This window comes from Gemmatimonadota bacterium, from assembly GCA_016720805.1.
In the GTDB taxonomy this organism is placed as follows: Bacteria; Gemmatimonadota; Gemmatimonadetes; order Gemmatimonadales; family GWC2-71-9; genus Palsa-1233.
Window position 1 is genome coordinate 193885 of sequence record JADKJZ010000002.1, and the last position, 24949, is coordinate 218833.

The 24949-nt window shown below is 65.9% G+C and carries 28 protein-coding genes; 10 read left to right on the plus strand and 18 right to left on the minus strand.

Annotation, left to right across the window (positions count from 1 at the left end; genetic code table 11):
• The first annotated feature begins 41 nt into the window (after window positions 1–41).
• On the plus strand, window positions 42–2762 hold the full coding sequence (locus tag IPP98_04120) for an Ig-like domain-containing protein (GenBank protein ID MBL0178299.1): 2721 nt from the start codon (window positions 42–44) through the stop codon (window positions 2760–2762).
• An 810-nt stretch (window positions 2763–3572) separates the two neighbouring features.
• Here the strand turns inward: IPP98_04120 and IPP98_04125 are convergent.
• The 9 genes from IPP98_04125 to IPP98_04165 all read right to left on the minus strand — a co-directional run bounded on the left by IPP98_04125 (window position 3573) and on the right by IPP98_04165 (window position 8731).
• Window positions 3573–3965: a hypothetical protein gene (locus IPP98_04125; protein ID MBL0178300.1), complete on the minus strand. Its 393-nt coding sequence runs from the start codon at window positions 3963–3965 to the stop codon at window positions 3573–3575.
• A 114-nt stretch (window positions 3966–4079) separates the two neighbouring features.
• A complete protein-coding gene (locus IPP98_04130) occupies window positions 4080–4688 on the minus strand; it encodes a hypothetical protein (GenBank protein MBL0178301.1) in 609 nt (202 codons plus the stop codon).
• Between the two features lie 1400 nt (window positions 4689–6088).
• The gene (locus IPP98_04135) at window positions 6089–6391 is read right to left on the minus strand and encodes a helix-hairpin-helix domain-containing protein (protein ID MBL0178302.1); all 303 of its coding nucleotides are present in this window, start codon (window positions 6389–6391) and stop codon (window positions 6089–6091) included.
• Window positions 6392–6593: 202 nt separating this feature from the next.
• The gene (locus tag IPP98_04140; protein MBL0178303.1) at window positions 6594–6935 is read right to left on the minus strand and encodes a type II toxin-antitoxin system PemK/MazF family toxin; all 342 of its coding nucleotides are present in this window, start codon (window positions 6933–6935) and stop codon (window positions 6594–6596) included.
• A complete protein-coding gene (locus IPP98_04145; protein MBL0178304.1) occupies window positions 6923–7168 on the minus strand; it encodes an AbrB/MazE/SpoVT family DNA-binding domain-containing protein in 246 nt (81 codons plus the stop codon). Before IPP98_04145 ends, IPP98_04140 begins: the two co-directional genes overlap by 13 nt.
• Before the next feature lie 187 nt (window positions 7169–7355).
• Window positions 7356–7652, minus strand: coding sequence for a type II toxin-antitoxin system RelE/ParE family toxin (locus IPP98_04150; GenBank protein ID MBL0178305.1), 297 nt, complete (start codon window positions 7650–7652; stop codon window positions 7356–7358).
• The gene (locus IPP98_04155) at window positions 7649–7930 is read right to left on the minus strand and encodes a type II toxin-antitoxin system Phd/YefM family antitoxin (protein MBL0178306.1); all 282 of its coding nucleotides are present in this window, start codon (window positions 7928–7930) and stop codon (window positions 7649–7651) included. Before IPP98_04155 ends, IPP98_04150 begins: the two co-directional genes overlap by 4 nt.
• Window positions 7931–8037: 107 nt before the next feature.
• Complete coding sequence (locus IPP98_04160) at window positions 8038–8337, minus strand: type II toxin-antitoxin system Phd/YefM family antitoxin (protein MBL0178307.1); 300 nt, start codon at window positions 8335–8337, stop codon at window positions 8038–8040.
• 1 nt (window position 8338) lies between these two features.
• Window positions 8339–8731: a type II toxin-antitoxin system VapC family toxin gene (locus IPP98_04165; protein MBL0178308.1), complete on the minus strand. Its 393-nt coding sequence runs from the start codon at window positions 8729–8731 to the stop codon at window positions 8339–8341.
• Between the two features lie 250 nt (window positions 8732–8981).
• On the opposite strand from IPP98_04165, the gene IPP98_04170 reads away from it, so the two are divergent.
• Window positions 8982–9263 (plus strand): type II toxin-antitoxin system Phd/YefM family antitoxin, encoded by a 282-nt coding sequence (locus IPP98_04170; protein ID MBL0178309.1) that lies wholly within the window; start codon window positions 8982–8984, stop codon window positions 9261–9263.
• On the plus strand, window positions 9260–9541 hold the full coding sequence (locus IPP98_04175) for a Txe/YoeB family addiction module toxin (protein MBL0178310.1): 282 nt from the start codon (window positions 9260–9262) through the stop codon (window positions 9539–9541). Before IPP98_04170 ends, IPP98_04175 begins: the two co-directional genes overlap by 4 nt.
• A gap of 93 nt (window positions 9542–9634) precedes the next feature.
• Here IPP98_04175 and IPP98_04180 read toward each other — a convergent pair whose 3' ends face one another.
• From IPP98_04180 to IPP98_04190, 3 genes are all read right to left on the minus strand, one after another.
• A complete protein-coding gene (locus IPP98_04180) occupies window positions 9635–9934 on the minus strand; it encodes a BrnA antitoxin family protein (GenBank protein MBL0178311.1) in 300 nt (99 codons plus the stop codon).
• Window positions 9921–10217, minus strand: coding sequence for a BrnT family toxin (locus tag IPP98_04185; protein MBL0178312.1), 297 nt, complete (start codon window positions 10215–10217; stop codon window positions 9921–9923). The genes IPP98_04180 and IPP98_04185 overlap by 14 nt, the downstream gene beginning before the upstream one ends.
• 170 nt (window positions 10218–10387) lie before the next feature.
• Window positions 10388–10852, minus strand: coding sequence for a hypothetical protein (locus tag IPP98_04190; protein MBL0178313.1), 465 nt, complete (start codon window positions 10850–10852; stop codon window positions 10388–10390).
• A gap of 807 nt (window positions 10853–11659) precedes the next feature.
• Here IPP98_04190 and IPP98_04195 point away from each other — a divergent pair.
• Window positions 11660–11983 carry a helix-turn-helix transcriptional regulator gene (locus IPP98_04195; protein MBL0178314.1) on the plus strand — a complete coding sequence of 108 codons (324 nt, stop codon included), beginning with the start codon at window positions 11660–11662 and terminating at the stop codon, window positions 11981–11983.
• A gap of 105 nt (window positions 11984–12088) precedes the next feature.
• Here the strand turns inward: IPP98_04195 and IPP98_04200 are convergent, their stop codons facing one another.
• Window positions 12089–13063 carry an integron integrase gene (locus IPP98_04200; protein ID MBL0178315.1) on the minus strand — a complete coding sequence of 325 codons (975 nt, stop codon included), beginning with the start codon at window positions 13061–13063 and terminating at the stop codon, window positions 12089–12091.
• A gap of 255 nt (window positions 13064–13318) precedes the next feature.
• On the opposite strand from IPP98_04200, the gene IPP98_04205 reads away from it, so the two are divergent.
• From IPP98_04205 to IPP98_04230, 6 genes are all read left to right on the plus strand, one after another.
• Window positions 13319–13636, plus strand: a complete 318-nt coding sequence (locus tag IPP98_04205) for an HPF/RaiA family ribosome-associated protein (protein ID MBL0178316.1) — start codon at window positions 13319–13321, stop codon at window positions 13634–13636.
• Between the two features lie 21 nt (window positions 13637–13657).
• Window positions 13658–13927 (plus strand): hypothetical protein, encoded by a 270-nt coding sequence (locus tag IPP98_04210; GenBank protein MBL0178317.1) that lies wholly within the window; start codon window positions 13658–13660, stop codon window positions 13925–13927.
• A gap of 410 nt (window positions 13928–14337) precedes the next feature.
• Window positions 14338–15480 (plus strand): acyl-CoA dehydrogenase family protein, encoded by a 1143-nt coding sequence (locus IPP98_04215; protein ID MBL0178318.1) that lies wholly within the window; start codon window positions 14338–14340, stop codon window positions 15478–15480.
• A 6-nt stretch (window positions 15481–15486) separates the two neighbouring features.
• The gene (locus tag IPP98_04220) at window positions 15487–15915 is read left to right on the plus strand and encodes a DUF393 domain-containing protein (protein ID MBL0178319.1); all 429 of its coding nucleotides are present in this window, start codon (window positions 15487–15489) and stop codon (window positions 15913–15915) included.
• Complete coding sequence (locus IPP98_04225; protein ID MBL0178320.1) at window positions 15908–18112, plus strand: family 20 glycosylhydrolase; 2205 nt, start codon at window positions 15908–15910, stop codon at window positions 18110–18112. The genes IPP98_04220 and IPP98_04225 overlap by 8 nt, the downstream gene beginning before the upstream one ends.
• A 107-nt stretch (window positions 18113–18219) precedes the next feature.
• Entirely contained in the window at window positions 18220–18600 is a 381-nt protein-coding gene (locus IPP98_04230; protein MBL0178321.1) for a hypothetical protein, read from the plus strand.
• 107 nt (window positions 18601–18707) lie between these two features.
• On the opposite strand, the gene IPP98_04235 is transcribed toward IPP98_04230, so the two are convergent.
• The 5 genes from IPP98_04235 to IPP98_04255 all read right to left on the minus strand — a co-directional run bounded on the left by IPP98_04235 (window position 18708) and on the right by IPP98_04255 (window position 24789).
• Window positions 18708–19463: a copper homeostasis protein CutC gene (locus IPP98_04235; protein ID MBL0178322.1), complete on the minus strand. Its 756-nt coding sequence runs from the start codon at window positions 19461–19463 to the stop codon at window positions 18708–18710.
• Window positions 19451–20779: a Gfo/Idh/MocA family oxidoreductase gene (locus IPP98_04240; GenBank protein MBL0178323.1), complete on the minus strand. Its 1329-nt coding sequence runs from the start codon at window positions 20777–20779 to the stop codon at window positions 19451–19453. The genes IPP98_04235 and IPP98_04240 overlap by 13 nt, the downstream gene beginning before the upstream one ends.
• Before the next feature lie 125 nt (window positions 20780–20904).
• Entirely contained in the window at window positions 20905–22098 is a 1194-nt protein-coding gene (locus tag IPP98_04245; protein ID MBL0178324.1) for a nucleoside permease, read from the minus strand.
• The gene (locus IPP98_04250; protein MBL0178325.1) at window positions 22095–22745 is read right to left on the minus strand and encodes a DUF1080 domain-containing protein; all 651 of its coding nucleotides are present in this window, start codon (window positions 22743–22745) and stop codon (window positions 22095–22097) included. Before IPP98_04250 ends, IPP98_04245 begins: the two co-directional genes overlap by 4 nt.
• A 130-nt stretch (window positions 22746–22875) precedes the next feature.
• Window positions 22876–24789 carry a family 20 glycosylhydrolase gene (locus tag IPP98_04255; GenBank protein MBL0178326.1) on the minus strand — a complete coding sequence of 638 codons (1914 nt, stop codon included), beginning with the start codon at window positions 24787–24789 and terminating at the stop codon, window positions 22876–22878.
• Between the last annotated feature and the right edge of the window lie 160 nt (window positions 24790–24949).

Here is a 24949-nt window from a genome sequence, read left to right on the forward strand (position 1 = left end):
GCGCCTTCCAGAGCACACCTCTCCTATCCGGGACCGTCGCCATGCGCGTCTGCAGCCTTGCCACACTCGCTTCACTGCTCCTCGTCGCCGCCTGCAAGGACAGCGGTACCACCACGCCCGGTGCGACCGTGGCGAGCGTCACCCTCAATCAGAATGCCGCGACGCTCACGCCCGGCGGAAGCGTGACACTCACCGCAACCGCACGTGATGCCGACGGGGACGCGATCACCGGACAGACGATCGCCTGGTCGAGCAGCGCGCCCACCGTGGCAACGGTCTCCGGTGGCGTGGTGAGTGCGCTCGCCGTTGGCGCAACCACCATCACCGCATCGAACAGTGGCAAGAGCACCACGGCTTCGATCACCGTGACGGCCGCACCGCCCGCGTCGGTTACGATCGCGCCGAATCCGGTCGATCTCCCCTTGGGGATGCAGGTGCAACTGACCGGCGTCGCCAAGGATGCCCTCGGCAACGCATTGCCGGGGAAAGCGATCACCTGGACATCGTCGGCTGGCGGCGTTGCGACCATTGCACCGACGACGGGCCTGGTGAGCTCCGTTGCGATCGGCGCCACCATCATAACCGCGACGAGCGAAGGCATCACCGCACAGATGACCCTCAACGTGCGCAGCGATCCCTCGACCCGCACCATGGCGACTGCCACCGGCGGCGGCACGACCTATGTTCCGGGGCGCGGCGTGTACGTGGTTCCTCTTTCGACCGTGTCGACCTGTGCGATTGCCACCACGCAACGCGCCTACTGCTGGGGTCAGAACTACATCGGCGAACTCGGCGACGGCACCTATCTCGACCGCGCCGTCCCCACCCCCGTGTCGCTCCCGGCATCACTCCTGGCGATCACCGTCGGTCAGCTCCACGCCTGTGCCCTCGACACCTCGAAGCACGCCTGGTGCTGGGGCAACAACTCGGCCGGCCAGTTCGGCAATGGCGGCACGCAGAGTAGCCCGGTCCCCGTGGCCGCAGGCGGGGTGCACAGTTTCAATGACATTGCGGCCGGCAACAATTTCGTCTGCGGAATCACCACGGCGGCGGCAACGTACTGCTGGGGCAGCAGTGATCACGGATCACTCGGCAATGGCGTCGTCGGACTCAACTCCCCCGCAACCGTGAACTCCACTCCGATTCGGATCACTGGCGACCCGGGCCTCGTGTCGCTCAGCGCCGGATCATATTCCGCCTGCGGCCTCACGGCCCTGGGAGCGGCATGGTGCTGGGGCTCTTATGAGCTCTTCGCTTCACCCGGCAGCACGGTGTTCCCGAAGCTGGTGACCGGCGGGCCCGCCTTCGCGAAAATCTCGGTCGGTGTCAATCACCGCTGCGCACTCAGCATGGACCGACACCTGTACTGCTGGGGTGAGAACTACGCCGGTCAGCTCGGTGATGGCACCACGACCACGCGCCTCACGCCGACGCTGATCGCCGCCGCAACCACCTGGCGCTCGGTGTCGGCAGGAAATACGGGCACCTGCGCGATCGCGACCGACGGCCGCACCTTCTGCTGGGGGCAGAATGCACTGGCAACCGGGGTCAGCGGGCTGGTGCCGAGTCAGGTGACCGGCGCACCGGCCTACGCGGTCGTGAGTGCGGGCGTGTCACAGACGTGCGGCATCACGCTCGAAGGCAGCGGATACTGCGCGGGGCGGCGCGGCGGCCTGGGCAATGGCGAATTCTTCTATGCCGCGGCGCCAGTGCAGGTGCTGAGCGCCAGCAACGCGGTCGATATCGCGCGCGGCTATCCAGCAGGGTGCTATGTCAGTACCGCAAAGCTGGTCCAGTGCTGGGCCGAGACGCCTGATGCGACCAGCGCGCGCCTCCCGTCGTTCGGATCACTGGCGGTCAAGGCGGTGACGATGCGTGCGCTCTTCGAAGAGGGCAGCGGCGGCTGTGCCATCCGGGACGCGGACAGCAGAGTGGTGTGCTGGGGAAGCAACAACTTCGGTGAACTCGGCAACGGCACCACCACGACGGCCGCGACTCCGACCCTGATCGCATCGACGAGGTCGTTCGTCTCAGTCGCCTCCGCGCTCTTCAGCGCGTGCGGAACCACCACGGCAAAGGAGCTCTTCTGCTGGGGTGGCCGACCAGGGGTCGGCTCCGCATTCCTCACGCCGGTGCAGATGCAGGCGGGGATCAATTTCACTTCGGTCTGGGGCACGGGCGGCGACATCTGTGCCATCTCCGATGTCGGGAAGGCCTACTGCGGCACACTCCCCAACGTGCCGACGCTGGTTGCTGGATCGCAGCAATGGATGGCGATGACGACTGGCAACGATTTCAAGTGTGGCCTCACCAGCACCAACGATGCGTGGTGCATGGGGAGCAATGCGCTGGGGCAACTCGGCGACGGCACCGCGACGGATCGCACCGTCATGACGGCAGTCGCTGGTGGACTCAAGTTCTCACAACTCGTGGGTGGCAATGCCTCAGCGTGCGGACTGACGCTTGCCGGCGCCGCCTACTGCTGGGGAGACGGACAGAACGGTGCACTCGGCGCAGCGCCTGGCGTGTCATCGCTGGTGCCGAGGGCCGTGCCAGGCGGACTCGTCTTCACGAAGCTTGCCTCGAGCTGGTCCGGCACCTGTGGTGTGACCAGTGCCGCCACGGTGTACTGCTGGGGAGATCGCACGTCCAGTGGGCTGGGCAATGGGGAAACCGATTCGCGGCCGACACCAGTCCCGATGACGGGAGGGACGCGCTTCCTGCTGTATGAGCCAGGAAGCGCGGGGTTCCGGGCGCAGTAGAACGAGACACGAGAGACGACTGGTGCGGCCCCTCTAGAAGCCGCACTGGATTCTCCAGGTGGTAGCCCTCGGGTGACATTGCTCCCGCACGGCGTGCGTTGTTGCGGCCGAGGCGTGAGGCCCCGACCGGAACAAACGCTTGTTCGGCAACGCCGGTCAGGCTCGTCACCTCGACCACGCCAGACCGAGCCCCGCTGACACGAGATGCATGTCCTTGCGATACACACCGGCGCCGGCCATCCCACCTAGCGAGCGATCATAGCCGGCCCAGAGGACCGGGCGCAGCGTAGAGCGGACGGGGAGCAGCGTACCGATGGCCACCGAGGCAGCGGGCGCTCGGCGAACTGAATTCTCGCCACAACCCGACGCGCCCTGGAGGCACAACGTCGGTGTCGACCAGAAGGCCACGCCCCCGCTGACGCGGACGAACAGGCCCGCGCGCGGGATGACAGAGCCAATCACCCCGGCAGAGATCGTTGAGAAGCCCTCGGAGGGATTCGTCCATCGGATCCCGCCGAGCCACGGCCGGAGCCGGTGACCAGTCGGCAGACTGGCGCTGACTGTTCCTGCCCAGCCCCCTTCCGGAAAACCACTCAGGCACGTGGCGCATTTCCACGCGAACCCTCCGCGTGCGGCGCCAACACTGAGCGTGGGGAGATTCGGTGAGACACTCTGCGCGACGCCGACGCGGATGACGAAGAGCGTGGAGAGCAAGGTCAAGTTGAGAGTGCGCAAAGGAGCTCCTTCCGATTGCCTAACGTCGTGCGTTTCTGCCTCGGGGCTTCTGGACTCGTCCGCAGCAAGCGCGGGTTAGACGGCCTGCTCACGGAATTGAAGCACGTTGCCTTCCGGATCAATGCCATCGCACACCTTCACGCCGTTGTACAGCCACTCCTTCTCTATCCCATTCAGAAGACCACCATGCGTCTCGGCCGCCGTGCGTACCTTGGCGATACTGGGTACGAAGAACACCAATTTCACGGCAGCGTCCGCTCGGCGAACGGGGGGCGCAGCAATGTGAATCCTCGCCGCGATGTGGTTCGGCATGGTTCGGACCACGAGCTGAAAGCCTGGCGACTCGAGCCGCACGTGCTCCTCGTCATGCTCCGCCAGTGTGAGGCCGAGGATGGCGGCGTAGAAGGACGCGACAAGTGCCATATCCTTCGAATAGAGAACTGCACCCGCTCTGAGGCCCTCGCTCACGTTTCTTGCTCCGCTCCGAGTAGTGCTGGTGAGTCTTGAACGTCTAACGGCGTGCGTTTCTGCGGCGAGGCATCAGGCCCCGACCGCAGCACGCGCTGGTTAGGCGGCTTGCCGTCACCCTGATGCCCTTGCAATGCGATACCTCCCCACGCCCTGAAGCCCGCTCTCGTCTTCCTCGAGCGTCCAGATCTGGTCTCGATCTGCCACTTGAAGGATTGCAGACTTCGGGAGCTGGAGCGTCCCGACATGGCGCCCCGTGGCATCCAGTACCCACCACAAGTGGCCTCCGCCGGCCGTGTCGAGCTCAAGCCACACCGATCGGTCTCGGCCGACCACAAGCCCCAGCAGCGGCGGGAAATACTCCCGGAGCTTCATCGTGCGATAGAGAGGTACGTTTTCTGGGTGTGACGTATGGGACATCCGAAACGCGAGGACACTGTCCGCGAACGCCCGGGTGAGTGCCCGAGCCGGCACGGGAAGCTCTCGAGTGAAGACCGTGCCCCCGGCGCTGTCGATCGCCGTCACCCGGGCTCGGACATTGCCGATCTTCTCGCCGACGGCCAAGGCAGAGACGACCCACGATCCATCGTCGGCGAACGCCCTCGTCTCAGGTTCGCAGAAGGGTATCGGTATGCTGCGGCCACCCTTGCCGAACTCACACGGGTCATCGTCTGACTCCTTCACGACAATCCGCTGCAGGTTGCCGTTCGCATCGAGCTTCACGACTCCACGGAGGTTGCCCCCTTGGTCACCGCTCGACGTGCTATTCCGCCATTGCGACAACGCGAGGAATGCGCCGCCTCTAAACATCCGTTGCGGAAACGCGTGGATGAGGCGAACCGCCGACCCATCTGGCGCTCTTGCCAAGGGAAAAGCCACCGGCAGTCGGCGGCTTCCCAGCAGGACGCCTTGATCAGAGAACTCCGTGACTCGTCCGAGGACCCGGTCTGGCACCACGAGCGTATCACCAACCCATTGAACGGGTCCGGGGAGGCGAAACTCTCCGGGCCCTGCTCCGGCCCGCCCCAGCACCCGCTTGGCGCCTGACGCCGAGTAGACCAGGACCGTACCATCTTCGGGTTGACCAATCGCGATCTGGCCATGGGGCCCGACCGAGAAGTTGCCCACCCGACTCAAGTCCGCTGTGTCCGGACTGATGAACAGCTCCCGCTTCGCGAGCAGTGTGGCCACCCGAGACTGCGCCGGGAGCGGGTGAGGCATCAGCATCACGGTCAGGACCGCGCTCCAGCCACCCACGATCAGGTGGGCGAAACTCCTGGGGCGTGACGCCCGCTGCACGCGGTTCACCATGATCACCCTCACCAGTATCTGTCCCGCTCAATGCTGCCGCCTAACGGCGTGCGTTCCTGCGGCGAGGCGTCAGGCCAAGAGAGCAGCAAACGCGGGTTAGGCCGCCTCGTGGGTCCTATGCTCTACGACGAGGCGGCGGCGATTCGCGGCGGCCATAACGTGCGACACCGCAACCCCCGCGTTGGCGAGCATGAACGCTCCGGTCGCGAGCCCCAACCAACCGGGCGTCGTCGGCGAGCCAAGGAGAGCGATCCACAGACCGATCGGAATCAGGGGCACGAGGCCCCACGTGACCCCGACGAGGGCGTAGAGTCCTGGCGAGGGGACGCGGGGAGCAACCCAAGCTTCCAACCACGCCATCGCTGGACGAGCAGCAAGTTCCATCGTCAATGCGACCACACCGCAAAACAGCGCGTGTTGGGCGATCGACGCTCCAACCGAGGTTGCAGTGCTGGCCCCCGCCCGCCAGACCCCGCCGCCCAACATGACGCCGGCGAAGCTCCACATTCCAACTGCGGGCGCGAGATAATGGGTCAACCAGACACGAGTGTCGGGGCGGTCCGAAGACGTCTGGAGGTTAGACTCACCCATCATGCACCTCCACGGCGTATCGCTGGATTACTAGGTTGGCCTAACGGCGTGCGTTTCTGCGGCGGGGCCTGCCGAGGCCCGCGCGTGCCCTCGTAAGACTACAGCGCGTGGGCCGAGGCGTCAGGCCCCGACCGCAGCAAACGCTTGTTAGGCGGCCAGTCGTCGGGCCGATGCACTGAGCGCCTGGTCCATCGCGGCGACGCCGCGAGTGGAACAGCGCGCTACTTCGCCTGCGCTCTCCGCCGCCCCACAGCCTTCCGCTCCGCCGTGAACGACCACCACGTTTTCGGCTCGCCGCCATTGATGAATGCGGTCACCGAGAGGAACACATCGATGACGCACGGATCCTGATTCGATCGGGTGATCGCACAGAGCTGATCAAACATTTCGTAGGGGTCGCGCCCCCGCAGATCACGTGGCTGCTCGATGCCCAGCAGTCGTAAATCGCCGGCAGTGGCCTCACCGACATTGGGGAGGTCAGTGAGTGTGACCACGTTGCTCCGGACGACTTTCGCTGGATTCACTCTGGCCACCTTAAGGGGCTAGATGTAATCGTGCTGCCCAATCCCCACGAACGCTACCGCCGTATGGCAACTCACGGAAGCCGCGGATAACGCCGGGTCCTCCCCGTCCGTCGGCGGCAACCAGAATCCAGCGACGCTCATCCCCCGCCGGGCACTTGACGCGTCAGGCCCCGTCCGCAGCAAACGCTTGTTAGCATGCCGACTACGCGGCGAACATCTCCTGGAGGACCCCCAGCACCCGCTCCAGAGTCGATGGACCGAGCCGCCCGACCTTCTTCGTGAGCCGGGCTCGATCTACGGTCCGCAGCTGGTCAAGCACCACGTGGCCGGACTTGCCGGCGAAGCGACAGGGAATCCGAAATGGATACGGATGCGGCCCCGTGGTGAGTGGCGCCACGATGAACGTGGTGAGCGCGCCATTCAGCTCATCGGGTGACACGATCACGCAGGGGCGGGTCTTGCGGATCTCTCGGCCGAGTGTCGGGTCGAGCGCCACGAGGAAGACGTCGCCGCGGGTGACCAGCTCCGAACTCACCACGTCCATTCATCCTGGTCGAAGGCGGTCGGACGGACGGCGTCGAGCAGGCCCTCCTCGGTCGCCGCCAACTCGGCGGCTGCGGCGGCCCACCCGGCGCGCGTCGAAGCCAGTGGGCGGATCACCACGGTGTTGCCGTGGACTTCCAGCTGCACGTCCTCGCCGAGTCCGGCCTGCTCGATCAGGAGTTTGGGCAGGCGGATACCACGGGAATTGCCGATACGGACCAGCTTGGTCTTCATGGGAGGCTCGGGAAGCGATGTAGTTACAATGTAACTACGGTCCCCCCGGACGCAAGTGACGGGTGTCGGTCACGCTAACGGCGTGCGTTTCTGCGGCGGGGCCTGCCGAGGCCCGCGCGTGCCTCAATGAGTCTACAGCGCGTGGGCCGAGGCGTCAGGCCCCGACCGCAGCAAACGCTTGTGAGGGCTACGACTCCAAGGTGTGCTCCTCGAACATCCGCCGACCATGCCGGATACTCAAGATGAACACGTGCTTCGGGTCACGACGGTACATCACGCGATAGGGCCGCACGATCAGTTCCCGGAGCTCAGGGCGACCCACTTCAGGAATCGCCCGGCCGCCATCGGGAAACTCGGCGAGCGTCGCGACTCCCGCGAGTAGCTGGTCGAGCCAACGCACTGCCGCCGTGGGTCGGTCGGCTTGGATGTACGCAAAGGCCTCGGCAGCCTGGTGCTCGGCCAAGGCGGTCCACGTGACCTTCACTTGAGCAGGCGGGCCTTGAGTCGACGGGCCACGACACTGTGCGGTGCCACCTTACCGGCCTCGATCTGGCCTTCGGCAGTCCGGATATCACGTAGCAACGCGACCTCGTCCAACAGAGCCTCATACACCCCAACGTCCAGCAGCACCGCGGCACTGCGTCCGTGCTGGGTGAGGACGACCGGGCGCTTGGTGCTCTGGACCTGATCGAGAAAGGCGGAGGCGTTGGCCCGGAATTCGGTGACCGGTCGGACGTCAGTGGAGGGGCGGATGCGGGACATGCGGGCTCCGGGATAAGGACGTTGCAACGTACAGTATACCGTACGTCCGTCTGCCCAGCAAGTCAGGCCACATCACGATGTCGGTCGTTAGCCTAACGGCGTGCGTTTCAGCCGCGGGCCTTGCGCTTCGGTGTCGCCCGCTTGGGCGATGGCTTCGGGCCCGTCGGCTGCAAACGCTTGTTAGGCAACCCGGCTTCGCGGCCTTCGCGAATGAATGCGAGGATTTCCGGCAAGGTGACGTCCGTCGTCACCGCTGGGATGTCGAGCGGGGACGCCACCGAGCGTACCGGCTGGAGCGCGAAGAGCCGGCCGTCGCGTCGACGGATGCGCACTTCTCCCTTGCGTGATGCCTCATCGAGGAGGCCCGCGAGCTGCTGCCGGGCTTCGGTGTACGTGTACGTCTTCATCTCACACCTCGAGGACGGAAATGCGGCTTGCCACAGCCGCCTTGTGCAAACTCTGGTCAAGCGTGAGCAAGGGCGCACGCAGCGCCAGACAGGTGGCGAGGAGATACGCATCGTACGCGTAGAGCCGATGACGGTGGGCCAACTCCAAGGCCGTCGCCAAGTCCACCGGAACCAACCGAATGGGAATCTTCTCGTAGGCTGCCGCGGCGGCTTGCGCGATGTCGAGGGAGAACCGCCGCCGCTTCAGGCTGGCACTCAACGCATTGCCCATCTCCCAGGGCAGGGAGGCCGGCGCACAGAGGGTGGCCCCGGCGGTGACCGCCACGACTTCGTCCCGGTGGGGCTCATTCAGTAGAACGGCGAGCAAGGCCGACGCGTCTACCACGATCTGCACGGGCAACTCCGGTGACATGTACAGTGGTACAATACCACTTAGGGCCGGGTCGCGCCAGTCTTGGTGCCAGTTTGCCTAACGGCGTGCGCTTCTGCGGCGGGGCCTGCCGAGGCCCGCGCGTGGCCTCGTAAGACTACAGCGCGCGGGCCGAGGCGTGAGGGCCCGCCCGCAGCAAACGCTTGTTAGACCGTGCCTTGACAGGAATGTCCATCCTGTACAGCTTTCCTGTACAACTATGCCGGAGCCCTTCATGACGGTCAAAACAAGCTACAGCCATGCCCGCGAGAACCTCGCTACCCTCTGGGATCAGGTCGAGGATTCGCGGGAGGCTGCGGTGATTCAGCGGCGTGGCCATGAGGACATGGCCCTCATTCCTGCTGACGAGCTTTCCACTCTTCGCGAAACCGCGTACCTCCTTCGCTCCCCCGAGAATGCAGTGCGATTGCTTTCCGCCCTGACCCGAGCGCGCCGCGGGCGCACCAAGGCCACCGACCTCGCGGCACTCCGTCGCGAATTGGGGGTGGCCCCCTGACTGCCCGTCCGAAGCGTGCTCGCGTGGCGGTGATCCAGGACGAATGCCTGGAGGATCTTCGCTATTGGGTCGACACGAATCGGAAGACGGCGCTTCGCGTGTTGGACTTAATGGAAGCAACACTTCGGGACCCAACCGACGGGATCGGCAAGCCGGAGCATCTCAAGCATTTCGGCGGCAATGTCTGGTCTCGCCGGATCAATGAGGCGGATCGGTTGGTCTATGAGATCTTCGCCGACCGCGTCGAATTCCTCCAAGCCCGCTACCACTACGGATGATGAAGGCTTCGGTCTAACGGATTTGCAAATCAGCGGCGAGCGCGTGGGCGGCGCAGCCGCATCACAAGCGCGCTCGTCCGCTGCATTTGCCGGTTAGGCCTTCGTCTTGCGACGGTGTCGGCCCCGCTCCTCCGCAACGCGCTCCGCCAGGTAGACCTTCATGAGGCTCTGGTACGGGACGTCTTGCTCGTTCGCGAGCCGCTTCAGGTCCGTGAGCAGCGTCTCGGGCAAGCGCATCGAGATGGGGGTGGTCGTGGGCTTCAGGTTGGGGAAGACGACACGACGCGCCTGCGTCCAATCGAAGTACTCCGTCGTATCCGCCGTGGCCCAGAACTTCTGCTCAGCGGCTTCGGTCGCAAACTTCGGGATCGGCTTGAGCTTAGGCTTCGGCATATCGCTGACGCTCCTTCCGGTTCATGTCGCGCGCGGACAGAGGGCGGATCCGGTCGCCCCGCAGGGTGAAGACAATCGCAAGGGTCCGCCCCTCCGCGGTCTGGCCCCACGCGGCCCACCGCTCTTCGACCTTCGAATGCCGAGGGTCCGGGGCAATGAGCAGGGGCTCGTGAAAGAACACCTGCTCGCATTCCCCAGGTGTGACCTGATGGCGCGCCACGACCTTGGGAGCATTGCCGGCGTCCCACTCAAAGCCCGTGCACTGGGCCAATCGGTCAAAGATGTCGGCGGCCACGGTGGATGTATATACCCGGTCTATACGAGGCGCAAGAGTCCGGCGATAGGCCTAACGTCGTGCGTTTCTGCGGCGGGGCCTGCCGAGGCCCGCGCGTACCCTCGTAAGACTACAGCGCGTGGGCCGAGGCGTCAGGCCCCGACCGCAGCAAACGCTTGTTATACCGCAGCCACGCTCACCAGGCGGAACGGGCGTGACTCGTGGCCTTCGCTACTTGGTGACGTCCGGGGCTCTTCCGCGCTGGGCATGAGCACGCGCGCTGACTCCCCATTCGCCGGGTTCGAGTCGTGACCACGTCGAGTCAGCGTGCGGCTGAGCGCGGCGACCGCTACGCCGAGCAGTCCGGCCATGAGCACGGCGAAGTACGTCGGCCCACCCTGCGCTGCCTCGATGCCGAAGATCAGGTGAATCACCAGGAGGGAAATCAGGGCGACGGAAAGGCCGCCCAATGCGATTTGGGCCACCCTGGCACGGAACCGGAACGCAAACCACACCCCGATGCCAGCGGCCAAGATGTTGCGCACGGCGGAGACCGTCCAATCTGGGGGCACCAGGTGGCCCAACCTGGTCAGAATGGTGAGCGCGACCCAGAAGGCGAAGGCGGCCTTCAAGTTGGCGGCCACCGGAGCCCAGCGCGAAGGTGGGACAGGCGGATGGACAGTCGGCACGACGGAATCTGGCCCAAGCTCGGCCGCGGCACGATCGAACGCTAGGGGATCGATCCCTGCTTCGATCGCGGCGGCGCGGAGCTCGACAAGGGAGACGGCGTCTCGATGCTGCGAATCAAGAGCCACTGCACGCGCGAGTAGTTGGTGCGCCTGCTCCTCCGTGAGCCTTGGAGATGGTACCGTGGAATCGTCCATCCTAGCTCTCCCAAGTCTTGGTGTGTCATGCGGTATAACGTCGTGCGTTTCTGCGGCGAGGCCAGGTGAGGCCGCCGCGTACCTCAATCTAGATCGGAAGCGCGGCGGCCGAGCCGCCATGGCCTCGACCGCAGCAAACGCTTGTTAGGGCGTCGCTTCGCACTTGCCTCCCCTGAGGACATCAGCTGGCGCGTAGGACCCGGCGGCTCGCGCAGGATACTGGAAAGCATACTTGACATAATGGAAAGGATGCTTTACAGTTAAGGCAACCCTAGCTGTGAGGCTTCTGTGAGCGAGTACGCAGACACCAAGTGGTACCAGTACCAGCGGACCGCCGGCACCACCTTGGCAGGACCGTGGCTGCTGGCCTGGATGGTCTCGACGATTGCCTTGGGATATCTGGATGCATCGAGCCCGCTTCGGGTAGTGGTGGCACTCTTGCCGCTCCCATTCTTCGGGTGGTTCCTGTGGCGCTTCCTGCAGTTGATCCGCAAGGCGGATGAGCTGGAGAGTCGGATCCAGCTCGAGGCCCTTGCGATTGCATTCCCGCTGTCGATCGCGACGGTGATGGTCTTCGGACTCTTGGAGCGGGCGGGATTGCAGCCGGTCAGTGGTTGGCCCCTGAAGGGATTGTGGATCTACTTCGTGGTGTTCTACTTGGTCGGCCGAAATGTCGCGCGCCGGCGGTACGCCCTAGGTGCCGGCCAAGAACACGGTCCGCCAACTGCGGACCAGCCACAGTGGTCACAAGCCGAGTTGGCGAGCCGGCTTGAGGTGTCCAGGCAGACCGTAAACGCGATCGAGGCCGGGCGATACGAACCGAGCCTCACGCTCGCACTAAAGATTGCGCGTGTCTTCAGTAAGCGAGTCGAAGAGGTCTTTGAGCTTTAGGTCGCACTGCCAGGCAGTCACCAGAGTGCAGTGCGATCGGCCCTAACTAACAATTCAACTCCGCCGTCTACGGCGGAAACCGTCCCTACGCTACGCCCGTGCAAGCTAAACCGCCAACCCGCCGAGAAGGTCGCCAAGACCGCCTCCATCCGCCGGACTCGTCACCCCCAACCCGCCACGATTCAGGACATGCGTGTAAATCATCGTCGTCGTCACACTCCGATGCCCGAGCAGCTCCTGCACCGTCCGGATGTCCGCCCCACTCTCGAGAAGATGTGTTGCAAACGAATGTCGCATGGTGTGGCAACTCGCCCGCTTCGTGATCCCACTCCGCCGAACCGCCGACGTCATCGCCCGCTGCATCGCCGACTCGTGCCAGTGATGCCGCACCCAATGCTCGCTCCCCCCGTCGCGATAGCGCCGGCTCGCCGGAAAGAGCCACTGCCACGCCAGGCTCCGACCCGCCCCCGGATACTTCCGCGCCAACGCCTCCGGCAACATCACCCACCCCCCGTCACCCCCCGCCGCGCAGTCCTCCCGATGCAACGCCGCCACCCGCCGGATCTGGTCGCCGATCGCCCCACGTACCGCCCGAGGCAGCACCGTCACCCGGTCCTTTGCCCCCTTCCCACGACGGATCCGGAACTCCCCCCGCTCCAGGTCGACGTCCTTCACCCGCAACGTGAGACACTCGGTCAGCCGCATCCCGCTTCCGTACAGCACCACGCCAATCAGCCGAGCCACTCCGTCCAGCTCCGCCAACACCCGCCTCACCTCCTCCCGCGTCAACACCACCGGCAATCGCTCCGGCTGCTTCGCCCTCGGCAACGGCCCCAACGCCTCCAAGGGCTGCCGCAACACCGCACCATAGAGAAAGAGCAACGCCGCCAAGGCCTGGTTGACGCTGCTCGCGGAGAGCTGCCGCGCCCCGGAGAGGTGGGCAAGAAAGGCCCGCACCTCCTCCGCTCCCAGCTCCCGCGGATGGCGCAAGCGGTGAAACCGGACATACCGAACCACCCAGGCCAGATAGACCTCCTCGGTCCGGGGTGAGAAGTGCCTCAGGCGCAAATTGGACTGCATGGCGCGCAGGAGGGGCGAATTGTGCTGCACAGGGAACTCCGCGATGAGAACGCGGAACCATCGCCGGCTACCCGGACGACCATCGGCACCCAGAAATGCGATCCGGTACCCCGTTCACCGTTCACCCCTCACCCCTCACCCCTCACCGTTCACCGCTCACCCGCGCCGCCTCCGGCGGCGCGCTGTCCATCCTCCGACCGATTGCATCGTCTCCACTCGGCATCGACATTCGAACACCTCACCACGGAGCACCCCATGCTCGTCCAGTTCAACAGCGATCGTCACATTGCCGGCGGCGAAGCCCTCGCCGACGCCTCCGAGACATCGGTGCGCGGCGCCCTCGGCGGATTCGTCGAACAGATCACCAGGGTGGAGATTCATGTCAGCGACGAGAACGGCGCCGACAAGGGTGGCATCAACGACAAGAGCTGCCGGATCGAGGCGCGGCTCAGTGGCCGCCCGCCGATTGCCGTGCACGCCGTCGCCGACACGGTGGCGAAGAGTGTCGACGGCGCCGCCGACAAGCTGCGCCATGCCGTCGAGAGCATCATCGGTCGCAGCCACCAGCACTGACCACCACCAGGAGTCCTGTCGATGTCCAGACCGAAGAAGCCCCGCCGCAAGTACAGCAAGCTTCCCACGGCGTTGCGCCGCGCCGCCCCGTCCGATGATGGCACCACGACGCAGCCCGAGTATCCCGCGCTCGAAGGGCGTGACCCGCTCCCCGAGGAGATCACCGGTCGTGCCTCCGGCACGCGGGACGATCTGGTCGCCTTGTTCGACAGCACCGACCGCGATCACCTCGCGGACGGCTTCCGCGGTGGCAGCGAAGACGACGATGCCGCCGAGGATCCCCCAACCTAGCGCTCGCCCTCCTGACCGCTCACGATCGCACTCGCTCCCGCCAACTCTCAGATCATCCCTTCGGTGGATGCACCGATCATCGGCGCCGGCACCATGTCGCAGCCGCTGACCGTGGTGGCACCAGAGGCGCGCGCGGTGACGTTGCAGTTCGATACTGGGATTCGGTGAGGACTGAGACTGAGCAGTGAGGGGTGAGGGGTGAGGGGGCAAACGCCGTCATCCCGAGCGCAGCGAGGGACCTGCGTATTCGCGAATACGCAGGTCCCTCACGTTCTTCGGGATGACAGGCCCCCCCTCACCCCTCACCTTCCGTCCCGTTCACCATTCACCGTTCACCCATCATCCACCCTACCCTCAAACGTCCCGTCCGGCGATCTTCCGCGCACCTTTTTCCTTCGAGTTTCGCAGTCATGGATTTCAGTCTGACCCCCGAGCAGGAACAGATCAAGCAGATGGTGCGCGATTTCGCGGCCACCGAGATCCTTCCGCACGTGATGGAGTGGGATGAGGCGCAGCACTTCCCGCTCCCCACCGTGAAGGCCCTCGGCGACCTCGGTCTCCTCGGCGCCGTCTTCCCGGAGCAGTACGGTGGTGCGGCACTCTCCTACATCGACTACGTCAACATCCTCGAGGAGCTGGCCGCAGTGGAATCGGGGATCGCCCTGATCGTCGCCGCGCACAACTCCCTCGGCATCGGCCACATCAACGTCGCCGGGTCGGACGAGTTGAAGCAGCGCTACCTGCCGAAGCTCACCACCGGTGAGTGGATCGGCTGCTGGGCACTGACCGAACCGGGTTCCGGCTCCGACGCTTCCGGGATGCACACCGTCGCCGTGCGCGATGGCGATGACTGGATCCTCAACGGGACCAAGAACTTCATCACCAACGCCACGCACGCGCAGCTCGCCACCGTGCTGGCGGTCACCGATCGCAACGACCAGAAGCACGGCATCACGGCGTTCGCGATCGAGATGAGCACCCCCGGCATCCGCGCCGGCAAGAAGGAGAACAAGCTCGGCATGCGGATCTCCGACACCGCCGAGCTGATCCTCGAGAATTGCCGGGTGCCGAACGCCAACGTGATCGGCCAGGTCGGCTACGGCTTCAAGGATGCCATGAAGACGCTCGACGGCGGTCGCATCTCGATCGCCGCGATCGCCCTCGGCATCGCGCGCGGCGCCTACGATGCGGCCCGCAAGTACGCCTCGGAACGCACCGCGTTCGGGCAGCCGATCGCCGGTTTCCAGGCGATTCAGTTCATGCTCGCCGACATGGCCACGGAAATCGAGGCGGCGCGCCTCCTCTGCTACAAGGCCGCCACCATGAAGGATGCCGGCGAGCGCGTCACCACCGCCTCGGCGATGGCGAAGTTGTACGCCTCGGAAGTCGCGGTGCGCGCCACCGAGAAGACGGTGCAGATCTTCGGTGGCTACGGCTTCATCAAGGAGTTCCCCGCCGAGAAGTTCTATCGCGACGTCAAGCTCACGACGATCGGCGAGGGCACCTCGGAGATCCAGCGCATGGTGATCGCCCGCGCCATTCTGGCGATGTAACGCATCATGGTTCCCGGACCGGTGCTGCTCTACGACGGCCAGTGCGGCTTCTGCAACAGCACCATCCAGTGGATCCTCCGGCACGATCCGCACGGCTCGCTCCGCTTTGCGCCCCTCGATGGGGTGTTTGGCAAGGCGCTTCGCGTGCGGCACCCCGAGCTGGCCACCCTCGACTCGTTGATCTGGGTCGTGCCGGGCCACGGCGACACCCCGGAGCGGCTGTTCACCCGTTCCAACGCCGCGCTCGAGGTCGTCCGGTACCTCGGCGGCCGTTGGCGACTCGCCGGGCTCGTGGCCATCATTCCCCGCCCGCTCCGCGATGCCGTGTATGACCTGATCGCGAAACACCGTCATCGACTCACCCGCGGCGAGCGATGCGTGCTTCCGACCCCGGCCCAACGGGCCCGTTTCCTCCCGGATGGTGCCGATGCGTGATCCTGCCGCCGTGCTCCTCGCCGCCGTGCTGGTCGCGGCCCCGCTCGCCGCGCAGCACCCCGCCACCCGCATCATTCCGAAGATCGAACAGGTTTCGCCTCGGGCCGGGTCGTGGCGCATCGGCGACACGCTGGTGATCATTGCCACCGATTCGCTGTCGCGCACGGAAGCGCTGCGCTTCGCCGTGACCCAGCTGCGCGAGGCCAGGCGCGTGGTGCGCGTGGTCGGCACCTCGCAGCCCGCCGCGCTCCGGCTCGCGATCCAGGGCGGGGCGGCCACTGACGAATCGTACGCGATGTACGTCGACAGCATCGGCGGATTGATTGCTGCGCCCAGCGTGCAGGGCATCAGGTACGGGCTGCAGACGCTGCGGCAACTGCTCCCGGCGCAGGGCAGCGGTCGCATCGAGGGCGTCGAGCTGCACGATGCACCCCGCTATCCCTGGCGTGGTGCGATGCTCGACGTGGGGCGCCACACCTTTCCCGTCGCCGACATCTTCCGCTGGATCGACCTGCTCGAGCGCTACAAGCTGAACGTCTTCCACTGGCACCTCACCGAGGACCAGGGATGGCGGATCGCGATCGACAAATATCCCAAGCTGACCAGCATCGGCGCGTTCCGGACCGAGACCGACAGCAGTCGCTACGGCGGCTTCTTCACCAAGGCGGAGATCCGTCAGGTCGTGGCGTATGCGGCGGCACGCGGCATCACCGTGGTGCCGGAGATCGAGATGCCGGGCCACGCGCGTGCCGCGATCGCGGCGTACCCCGAGTTGAGCTGCACCGGTGCGCCGCTCCCGGTCCCCGCCACCTGGGGTGTCTTCGGCGATGTCCTCTGCCCGACCGTCACCACCTTCCGCTTCCTCGAGGGCGTGCTCACCGAAGTGCTTGAGCTCTTCCCGTCCCACTACATCCATATCGGGGGCGACGAGGTGCCGAAGGATCGCTGGAAGGCATGCACTGAATGCCAGGCGATCATGCGACGCGAGGGGCTCAAGGACGAACACGAGTTGCAGCGCTGGTTCATCGCACTGATCGGCAGCTGGCTCTCGGAGCGCGGTCGGTCGCTCACCGGCTGGGATGAGATCCTCGACGGCGGACTGCCGAAGGGCGCCACCGTGCAGGCGTGGCAGGGCAGTGACCGCATCGCCGCGGGACTCGCGGCCGGCGCCGATGTGATCGCCTCACCCTCGGAGTGGGTCTATCTCAATCGTCCCGCCAATGAACTGCCGCTCGCGCGCGTGCTGCAGTTCGACCCCTCCGCCAACCTCGGCACCGTGGCCGGGCCGGGGAAGTTGCTCGGCGGCGAGGCACCACTCTGGACCGAACATGTGACCTCGCCGGCCAACGTGGAGTTGATGTGGCTGCCGCGATTGCTCGGCTTCGCCGAGACGATGTGGCGCGGACCGGCGGAGATCACGGAATTTCAGGCGCGCCTGGATGGCGGGGAACTCGCGCGGCTCGCTCGCGCCGGCTACGCCATCGGCCCGGCCGACGAGGACCTGCTCCGGATCGCGTTCGACTGGGACAGCGCCGCGGGCGGACTGCGCGTGCGCACCACGTCCGTCCCGGGCGTGACGGTTGCGATGCGACGCGCCGACAGCCAGACCTTCGCCGACGTCGCCGACGGCGCCCTCTTCAAGGGACGCGGCGAGTGGATCATCGAGGGGCGCTACGACGGTCGGATGGTGCGCGAACCCCGCCGGGTCACCATGGTGTCGCATCTCGCCGTCGGCAAGCCGGTGCAAATCGCCCGACCTGCCGACCCCAAGTACCCCGGCACTGGCAACTTTACGCTCACCGACGGCGTGCAGGGGAGCGCCTTCGCCGACGGCTTCTGGAATGGCTGGTTGGGGATGGACGTCGATGCCACCATCGACCTCGGCGTCGCCATGCCGGTCAAGTCGGTCGTGGTCTCCATGCTCGAGGAGGTCCGGTCGTGGATCCTCCTGCCGAAGGAAATCCGCGTCTCGGTCTCGGAAGATGGTGTCCGGTGGGAAGATGGCGGTGTGCGGTCGGTGCAACAGGAGGTCACGCCGGATGGCCGGTCGCGGCCGCGCATCACCCTTCCGCTGCCGCCGGCGACGCGCGCGCGCTACATCCGGGTCGTCGCCATCAACGGCGGGCGGCTCCCCCGTTGGCACAGCGGCGCAGGCGAAGCATCGTGGGTCTTCCTCGATGAAATCGAGGTCCACTGACCCTGGCCCTACAGGCACGCTCCTTGAAGACGATACTGGCTTATTCGCTGCCGCTCCGACGGGAGGCTCCCCGGCAGCTTCAGCAACGTCTTCCTGGAGATACCCTCATGACCATCGCCCTTCGCCAACGCGTCTCGCACGCGGGCATGGTCGGTCTCGTCGCCGCCGTCCTGGCAGTGTCGATCCAGTACTTCGTCGCGTTCCCGGTCGGCAACCAGCCCAATTGGCTGGCGCTCTTGAGCGCCGCCGCCGCCGCACCCTCCGCCTACATCATCGTCCCCATCCGCGCCCCGATCGAAGGGTGGATTCAGATGGAAGTCGGCGGCACCTCGCTCCGTGAAGCGACCACGCCGTTCGGTCCAGCGCTCCGCGCCGGGACGGATGACTTTCTCCTGATCGCGCTGGGGACCATCATCATGGTGGGGATCGTGGCGTATCTGGCGGAGGGAGTGCAGGAGATGGTCACGGAAAGAGGTGGGCGCAGGTGAACGGTGAGCAAGGTGAGACGTGAAACGTGAAAGGTGAAACGGAGCCGAACCTGGCACCCGTTTCACCTCTTACGTTTCACCTCGTGCGGCCATCGGCCGCGCCCCGTTCACCGTTCACCGTTCACCCTCCCCACAATCTCCCTAATCCTCGCTGCATCCGTCACCATCCTGATCGACTCATCCTCCGGCCAGTTCTTTCGAAACGGCACCGGCTGCGGATTGAACGACATCGTCTCGTGCAACGGCGCGGTGCCGCGCACGTGGATCTCGTGCACGCCGGTGGCGGCGATGAGCTCGGCGGCATTGTGCTCGTCGACGCTACCACCTGCCATGATCGAGATGCGGCCTGCCGCCTGCTGCACGGCGGCGGCGAGGTTCGCGCGACCATCCCAGGCGTTCTCGCGCTGGCCCGACGACAGGACGCGCTGGACGCCGAGGCGGATGAGCGTCTCGAGCGCGCCGACGGGATCGCGGCAGACATCCCACGCCCGGTGGAAGGTGAGCGGCAGACCGTCCGCCGCTTCCTTCCACGCCAGCACCGCGGCTTCGTCGACGTCACCCTCGGGAGTGAGCGCACCGATCACGATGCCGTGCACACCACACGCTCGGGCATGGGCCACGTCCGCCGTCATGATGGCAATTTCGTCGGCATCGTAGATGAATGAGCCGCCGCGGAGCCGGATGATCGGGAAGACCGGAATGCGGAGCGCATTCACCGCGGCCACGAGCACTCCGTGGCTCGGCGTGGTGCCCGCGTCGGCGAGATTGTCGCAGAGTTCGACGCGATGCGCCCCGCCGCGCTCGGCCTCGATGGCCGAGGCGACGCTGTCGACGCAGGCTTCGATGGTGATCAGAGCGACCACCCCGCGCGGTAGGTCGGCGTGATCCACTCCGGCGGCAGCGGCGTCTTGATCACGCCCTCGGGCGAGATCTCGATGATCCGCCCCGAGCGCACCGCGAGGCAGCCGTAGAGGACCATCTCGGTGAGCGGCCCCGAGTAGTCGACGAAGTTGGAGAGCGGCGCCGGGCCTTTCCCCATGATTGCGTTGATCCACTCGGCGTAGGCACCGGGCGAGCGCGCATAGGTCGGCTTCGGCGGCGTCTTGACCCACTGCTCGTGGCGCTTCGGATTCAGGATCCGGAGCGAATCGCCGTAGGCATCGGCGACCATCGCCCCGTCGGTGCCGACCCACATCTGACCACCCACCTCGCCGATCGGCCACTGATCCTTGTCGCCAAGCTCGGCGGGGCGGGCCGGCCAGATCGAGCCATCGCGCCAGACCACCTTGACTGCCGGGCGCTTCGCGGTGGCCGGGAAGTCGTACTGCACTCGTGACTGCTTCGGCGCCGTCTCTTCGAACATCTGGCTCGACTCGGGCGTGATGCGCGCCGGATTGCGGAGGTCGAACGCCCAGAAGGCGGCATCCATGGCGTGGCAGGCAATGTCGCCGAGCGCGCCGGTGCCGTAGTCCCACCAGCCACGCCACTTGAACGGCGCGTACACGGGCGAGTAGGGACGTTCGGCCGCCGGACCCTGCCAGAGATTCCAGTCGAAGGTCGGATGTGGATTGTGCGCCTCGGTCGGACGGTCGAGCCCCTGCGGCCACACCGGACGATTGGTCCAGTAGTGAATCTCGCGGATCTCGCCGATCAGGCCGGCCTCGTACGCCTCGCGGATGATCCGCGTGCCGGCACCGGCATGGAACTGGTTGCCCATCTGCGTCGCGACCTTCCGCACCTTCGCCTCGGCGACCAGCGCGCGAACCTCGTGCATCGTTCGCGTCATCGGCTTCTGCGTGAACACCGGCTTGTTGAGCTTGAGTGCCGCCATCGTCGCCACGGCGTGCGTGTGGTCCGGCGTCGACACCGAGACGGCGTCGATCTCGTTTCCCATCGTCGCCAGCATCTCGCGGTAATCCTTGAACTGCTTGGCGTCGGGGTAGCGCGCAAACGACTTCGCTCCCGACCGCCAGTCGACATCACAGAGCGCTGCGACCGACGCGCCAGCCTTCACCATCTCGGTGATGTCGGACTCGCCCTTGCCGCCGATGCCGATCGACGCGAGTCGCACCATATCGCTCGGTGCCGTGAAGCCGCGGCCGAGCACATGCCGCGGCACGATGTGGAAGGCGGCGCCAACAGCGGCGGCGGATTTCAGAACTGAGCGACGAGTTGGCATGTCGGGCCTCGGTAGGAGGATGATGGATGATGGATGATGGATGATGGATGATGGATGATGGATGCCAGCACCCCATCACTCCTCGTCCCGCATCCACCATCGATCATCCATCATCCATCATCCAATCAATGCGCTTCCACGACCGTCTTCGGCTTGAACGCCACCGCAAAAATCACAAAGATCACCACTGCCCCCAACGCCGGAATCTTCCAGATGGCGGTCCAGTCGTGGGTGCCGTCGGCGAGCTTGTGCGCGTCGACGATCCGTCCCGAGAGCCAGGAGCCGGCGAAGTTGCCGAAGCCGAGCGTGACCAGCGCGATGAAGCCCTGCGCGGCGGCGCGCACCTTCGGGCCGGCCTGCTGGTCGACGTAGATCTGACCCGAGACGAAGAAGAAGTCGTAGCAGACGCCGTGCAGCAGCAGGCCGGCATAGAGCAGCCACACCTTGGCGTCGGCGTTGCCGTAGGCAAAGGCGTAGTAACGCGCGGCCCAGGCGGCCATTGCCACCAGCAGGATCGTCTTGATGCCGTGCTTCCGGAGCAGTACCCCGATGAAGAGCATGAAGAAGACTTCGCTCATCTGCCCCATCGTCATCTTGCCCGCAGCGCTCGCCACCCCGATCTCGTTGAGGAAGGGATTGGCGAAAGCGTAGTAGAACTGGAGCGGGATGCAGAGCAGGAACGAGCCGAACAGGAAGACGGTGAACGACCGGTCCTTCATCAGCGCCAGGGCATCGATCCCGGCGGCGTCACGCCACGAGAAGGGCTTTCCCTTGCTCGGCGGCGGCGTGTGCGGAAGCAGGAAGGAGAAGAGGCCGAGGGCCACCGAGGCCATCGCCGCAATGCGGATCGGCGTGGCCGTGGCGTCGACACCGAGCTTGCCGAGCAGCAGCCCGACGGCGATCCAGCCGATCGTGCCGAGGACGCGGATCGATCCGAACTCGGCGGCAGGGTCCTTCAGGTGGCTCATCGACAGCGAATTGGTCAGCGCGAGCGTCGGCATGTAACAGAGGGCGTAGAGCAACATCCCGATGTACATCGAGTCGAAGGTGCTCAACGTCGAGACATAATAAAGCAACGCCGCCCCGATCAGGTGGAGGGCGGCGAGCATCTTCTCGGTGGGAAGGAAGCGGTCGGCGATCGTGCCGAGGCCGAAGGGCGTCACGATCGCGGCGATCGCGGTGGTGCCGTACATCAGGCCGATCTGTGCACCCTCGAACTTCAGCGTCTGGCCGAGGTAGGTGCCGAGGGTGACGGCCCAGCTCCCCCAGATGAAATACTGGAGGAACATCATGATTTGGAGCCGGAGGCGAGTGCTCACTTGATCTCCCGGATCTTGATGTTGCGGTACCAGATGGTGTTGCCGTGTTCCTGCAGGCCGATGCTCCCCTTCCGCGCCAGGCCATACGTGGGCCACTGCGCAAACTTGGTCTTGCTCACCGCCGCCTTGAAGGCGCGCGAATCGAAGTCGACCTGGTCGGCGATCTTGGTCCCATTGAACCACGTCTCGACGATCGAGCCATGCGTCATGATCCGCATGGTATTCCATTCGCCGAGCGGCTTCACGAGGTCGGGGGCCGCAGGCGCCAGGCCATACAAGGCACCGGCCGACGTGAGCGGCGAGAGGCCGTCGCGGTGGCCGATGTTGTCGAGCACCTGGATTTCCGGGGCGTTCTCGTAGACCACTTCGGTCCCTTCAGTGGCCCAGAAGAAGATGCCGCTGTTGCCCTTCGATTCGATCTTCCACTCGAGCACCAGCTCGAACGAATCGAACTGCTTGTCGGTCATGATGTCGCCGGTGGTGGCGGTCTTCACCATCATCCCGTCCTTCGCTTCCCACCCGGTCATCTGCCCCGGCTTCTGGTAGAGGTGCCAGCCCTTCATGCTCTTCCCGTCGAAGAGCAGCGTCCAACCGGCCTGCTTCTCGGCGGCGGTCAGGGTGTTCGGGGTGGCATGCATGGCGCTCATGTCATGTTGGGCGTGGGCGGTTGCCGCACCGGCAACCATCGCCACGGCGCAGGAAACGAGCACGCGAGCAGGCGCGCGTCGGAACATCGGCTGGCCTCGGAGCAAAGGGGAGTGGAGGGAACCCCGAAGCTTACGGGACCGAGGAGACTGGCGCAACGAGACGCCGCACCGCCTCCGCTCCCACCGGCCGCAACAGCCCGAAGGTCTTCCCCTCGATCGTCTTGAGCGTCGAGTCGGTGCTGGCGAGCCACGTGGCCGTCGGCTGCACCTTCCGCATCCGGTAGTCGAGGGCCTCCAGGCCGATCCGGCCCAGCGTGTTCAGCGCGCGCGCGACCGGGAGGCCATCCGTTGCCATCGGAGTCCGCCCCTTCATCGCGTCGAGCGGTGCGGTGAAGCCCTGCATCGTCTGGAAATGCTCCGCCAGCATTCTGCCTGCGCTGGCATCGCCCTGCACGGCCTGCTCGGCGAGCGCCTGCAGCCGCCATCCGTTCCACGGGTCGGGCCGTGCCGCATCGATCAGCCGGGTGAGCGGCGAGAACTGGTTGGTGCCGCGCCCCGCGAAGCCGCGCGGCCGGGCGTAATCCAACAGCCCGATCAGGGTCGCCGCATCGTCGCCCTCGGCAAAGCGGCGCACCATCCGCGCGGTGTGCGACTCATGGGTTGGCCCGACCTCCTCGAGACGGCGCGAGAACACTTCCAGCCGGCGATACATGTCGGGGACATCGCGCACCGACGCCGGCGACCAGAAGCGCTCGGCGACCCCCGCCAGCCGCGGCCAGAGGCGCGAGTCGATCGTCTCCTGCGTGATGTACTCGCCCCACATGCACGCCTCGCCGCCCAGCACCAGCGCCTGCTGCGCCGGCGTGAGGTCGTGTCCCGCGGGGAGCGGATCGCTCAGGTACATCTCGGTGGTGGTCTTGATGTGGTCCAGGTAGTAGGGCGCCGAGAGGATCGCCTGACGGCCCTGCTTGGCCGCGGTGATCAGGTAATTGGTGCCGCGCCACGACTGGATCACCGCGCCGGCAGGGAGATTGGGGGCGAGGATCTCGTCCCAGCCCACCGGCTGGCGGCCATGCTTCTTGAGGATCGCGAAGAGCCGGGTGTTGAAGTGGGTCTGCAGCGCATGCGCATCGGCGATCCGGTTCGCCTTCATCCATGCCTGAATCGTCGGGTTCGCCTTCCACTCCGTCGGCTCGACCTCGTCGCCACCGATGTGCCACGACTTGTCGGGGAAGAGGGTGACCATCTCGGCGATGAAGGTGTCGAGGAAGCGGTAGGTGCTCTCGACCGTCGGGTTGATCGCCGGATGCGACACGCCCCACTTCCGGTCGATCTGGTACGGCCCCTTGCCGCTCGCCAGCCCGGGGTAGGCCGCAAACCACGCCGTCATGTGGCCCGGCATGTCGAACTCGGGCACCACGCGGATGCCGCGATCCGCGGCATAGGCCACCACGGCCCGCACCTGCGCCTGCGTGTAGTAGTCGCCGTCCGAGCCCAGTTCGTGGAGCTTGGGGAACGCTTTCACCTCGACCCGGAAGCCCTGGTCCTCGCTCAGGTGCCAGTGCAGCACGTTCAGCTTCGCCATCGCCATCCCGTCGATGGTGCGCGTGATCACCTCGACCGGGATGAAGTGGCGGCCGGCGTCGACCAGGACACCGCGCCAGCGGAAGCGCGGCGCATCGCTGATCGTCGCCATCTGCAGCGAGGCCCCGCTGGCGTCCTGTTGGTAGAGCTGAAGGAAGGTCTCGAGGCCACGGATTGCCCCGACCACCGTCGGGGCCGTGAGCGTTGCAGTCTGCTTGGTCACGTCGAGGCGGTACGACTCATCGTCGTCGAGCGACGGCACCGCCGGAGACGCGCGTCCCACCTGCACGATCAGTCCCTTGATCGGCGCCGTGCCGCCGATGCTGCGCGGCAACGCCACCACCATCCGCGCCTCGAGTCGCCGCATCGCCCGCTGCACCGCCCGTTCCAGCCGCGGGTCCCGGTAGCCGGTGATCGCCGCGGTGAACGTCGAGTCCAGCAGCAGGGAGCCCGCCCCCATCGTCACCGAGGCCGGGACCGGGAGGAGGTTGTGCTGCTGGCCGGAACAGGCTGGCCGAAAAGGCCCGCCATCAAGGCAAGGGGTGCGAGGCGCATGGTCGGTCGGGGTTGGAGTAGTCTCAAATGTAGTCGTTAGTCGTTAGTCATTGGTCGTTAGTCAT

Coding starts and splice junctions, on each gene's coding strand:
- IPP98_04200 (MBL0178315.1), bottom strand. CDS start 13,063: ATGCAGTCCAATTTGCGCCTGAGGCACTTCTCACCCCGGACCGAGGAG.
- IPP98_04220 (MBL0178319.1), top strand. CDS start 15,487: ATGGTTCCCGGACCGGTGCTGCTCTACGACGGCCAGTGCGGCTTCTGC.
- IPP98_04140 (MBL0178303.1), bottom strand. CDS start 6,935: ATGGACGTGGTGAGTTCGGAGCTGGTCACCCGCGGCGACGTCTTCCTC.
- IPP98_04160 (MBL0178307.1), bottom strand. CDS start 8,337: ATGAAGACGTACACGTACACCGAAGCCCGGCAGCAGCTCGCGGGCCTC.
- IPP98_04250 (MBL0178325.1), bottom strand. CDS start 22,745: ATGAGCGCCATGCATGCCACCCCGAACACCCTGACCGCCGCCGAGAAG.
- IPP98_04240 (MBL0178323.1), bottom strand. CDS start 20,779: ATGCCAACTCGTCGCTCAGTTCTGAAATCCGCCGCCGCTGTTGGCGCC.
- IPP98_04210 (MBL0178317.1), top strand. CDS start 13,658: ATGTCCAGACCGAAGAAGCCCCGCCGCAAGTACAGCAAGCTTCCCACG.
- IPP98_04120 (MBL0178299.1), top strand. CDS start 42: ATGCGCGTCTGCAGCCTTGCCACACTCGCTTCACTGCTCCTCGTCGCC.
- IPP98_04225 (MBL0178320.1), top strand. CDS start 15,908: ATGCGTGATCCTGCCGCCGTGCTCCTCGCCGCCGTGCTGGTCGCGGCC.
- IPP98_04230 (MBL0178321.1), top strand. CDS start 18,220: ATGACCATCGCCCTTCGCCAACGCGTCTCGCACGCGGGCATGGTCGGT.
- IPP98_04155 (MBL0178306.1), bottom strand. CDS start 7,930: ATGTCCCGCATCCGCCCCTCCACTGACGTCCGACCGGTCACCGAATTC.
- IPP98_04180 (MBL0178311.1), bottom strand. CDS start 9,934: ATGCCGAAGCCTAAGCTCAAGCCGATCCCGAAGTTTGCGACCGAAGCC.
- IPP98_04195 (MBL0178314.1), top strand. CDS start 11,660: ATGGTCTTCGGACTCTTGGAGCGGGCGGGATTGCAGCCGGTCAGTGGT.
- IPP98_04215 (MBL0178318.1), top strand. CDS start 14,338: ATGGATTTCAGTCTGACCCCCGAGCAGGAACAGATCAAGCAGATGGTG.
- IPP98_04170 (MBL0178309.1), top strand. CDS start 8,982: ATGACGGTCAAAACAAGCTACAGCCATGCCCGCGAGAACCTCGCTACC.
- IPP98_04145 (MBL0178304.1), bottom strand. CDS start 7,168: ATGAAGACCAAGCTGGTCCGTATCGGCAATTCCCGTGGTATCCGCCTG.
- IPP98_04205 (MBL0178316.1), top strand. CDS start 13,319: ATGCTCGTCCAGTTCAACAGCGATCGTCACATTGCCGGCGGCGAAGCC.
- IPP98_04255 (MBL0178326.1), bottom strand. CDS start 24,789: ATGGGGGCGGGCTCCCTGCTGCTGGACTCGACGTTCACCGCGGCGATC.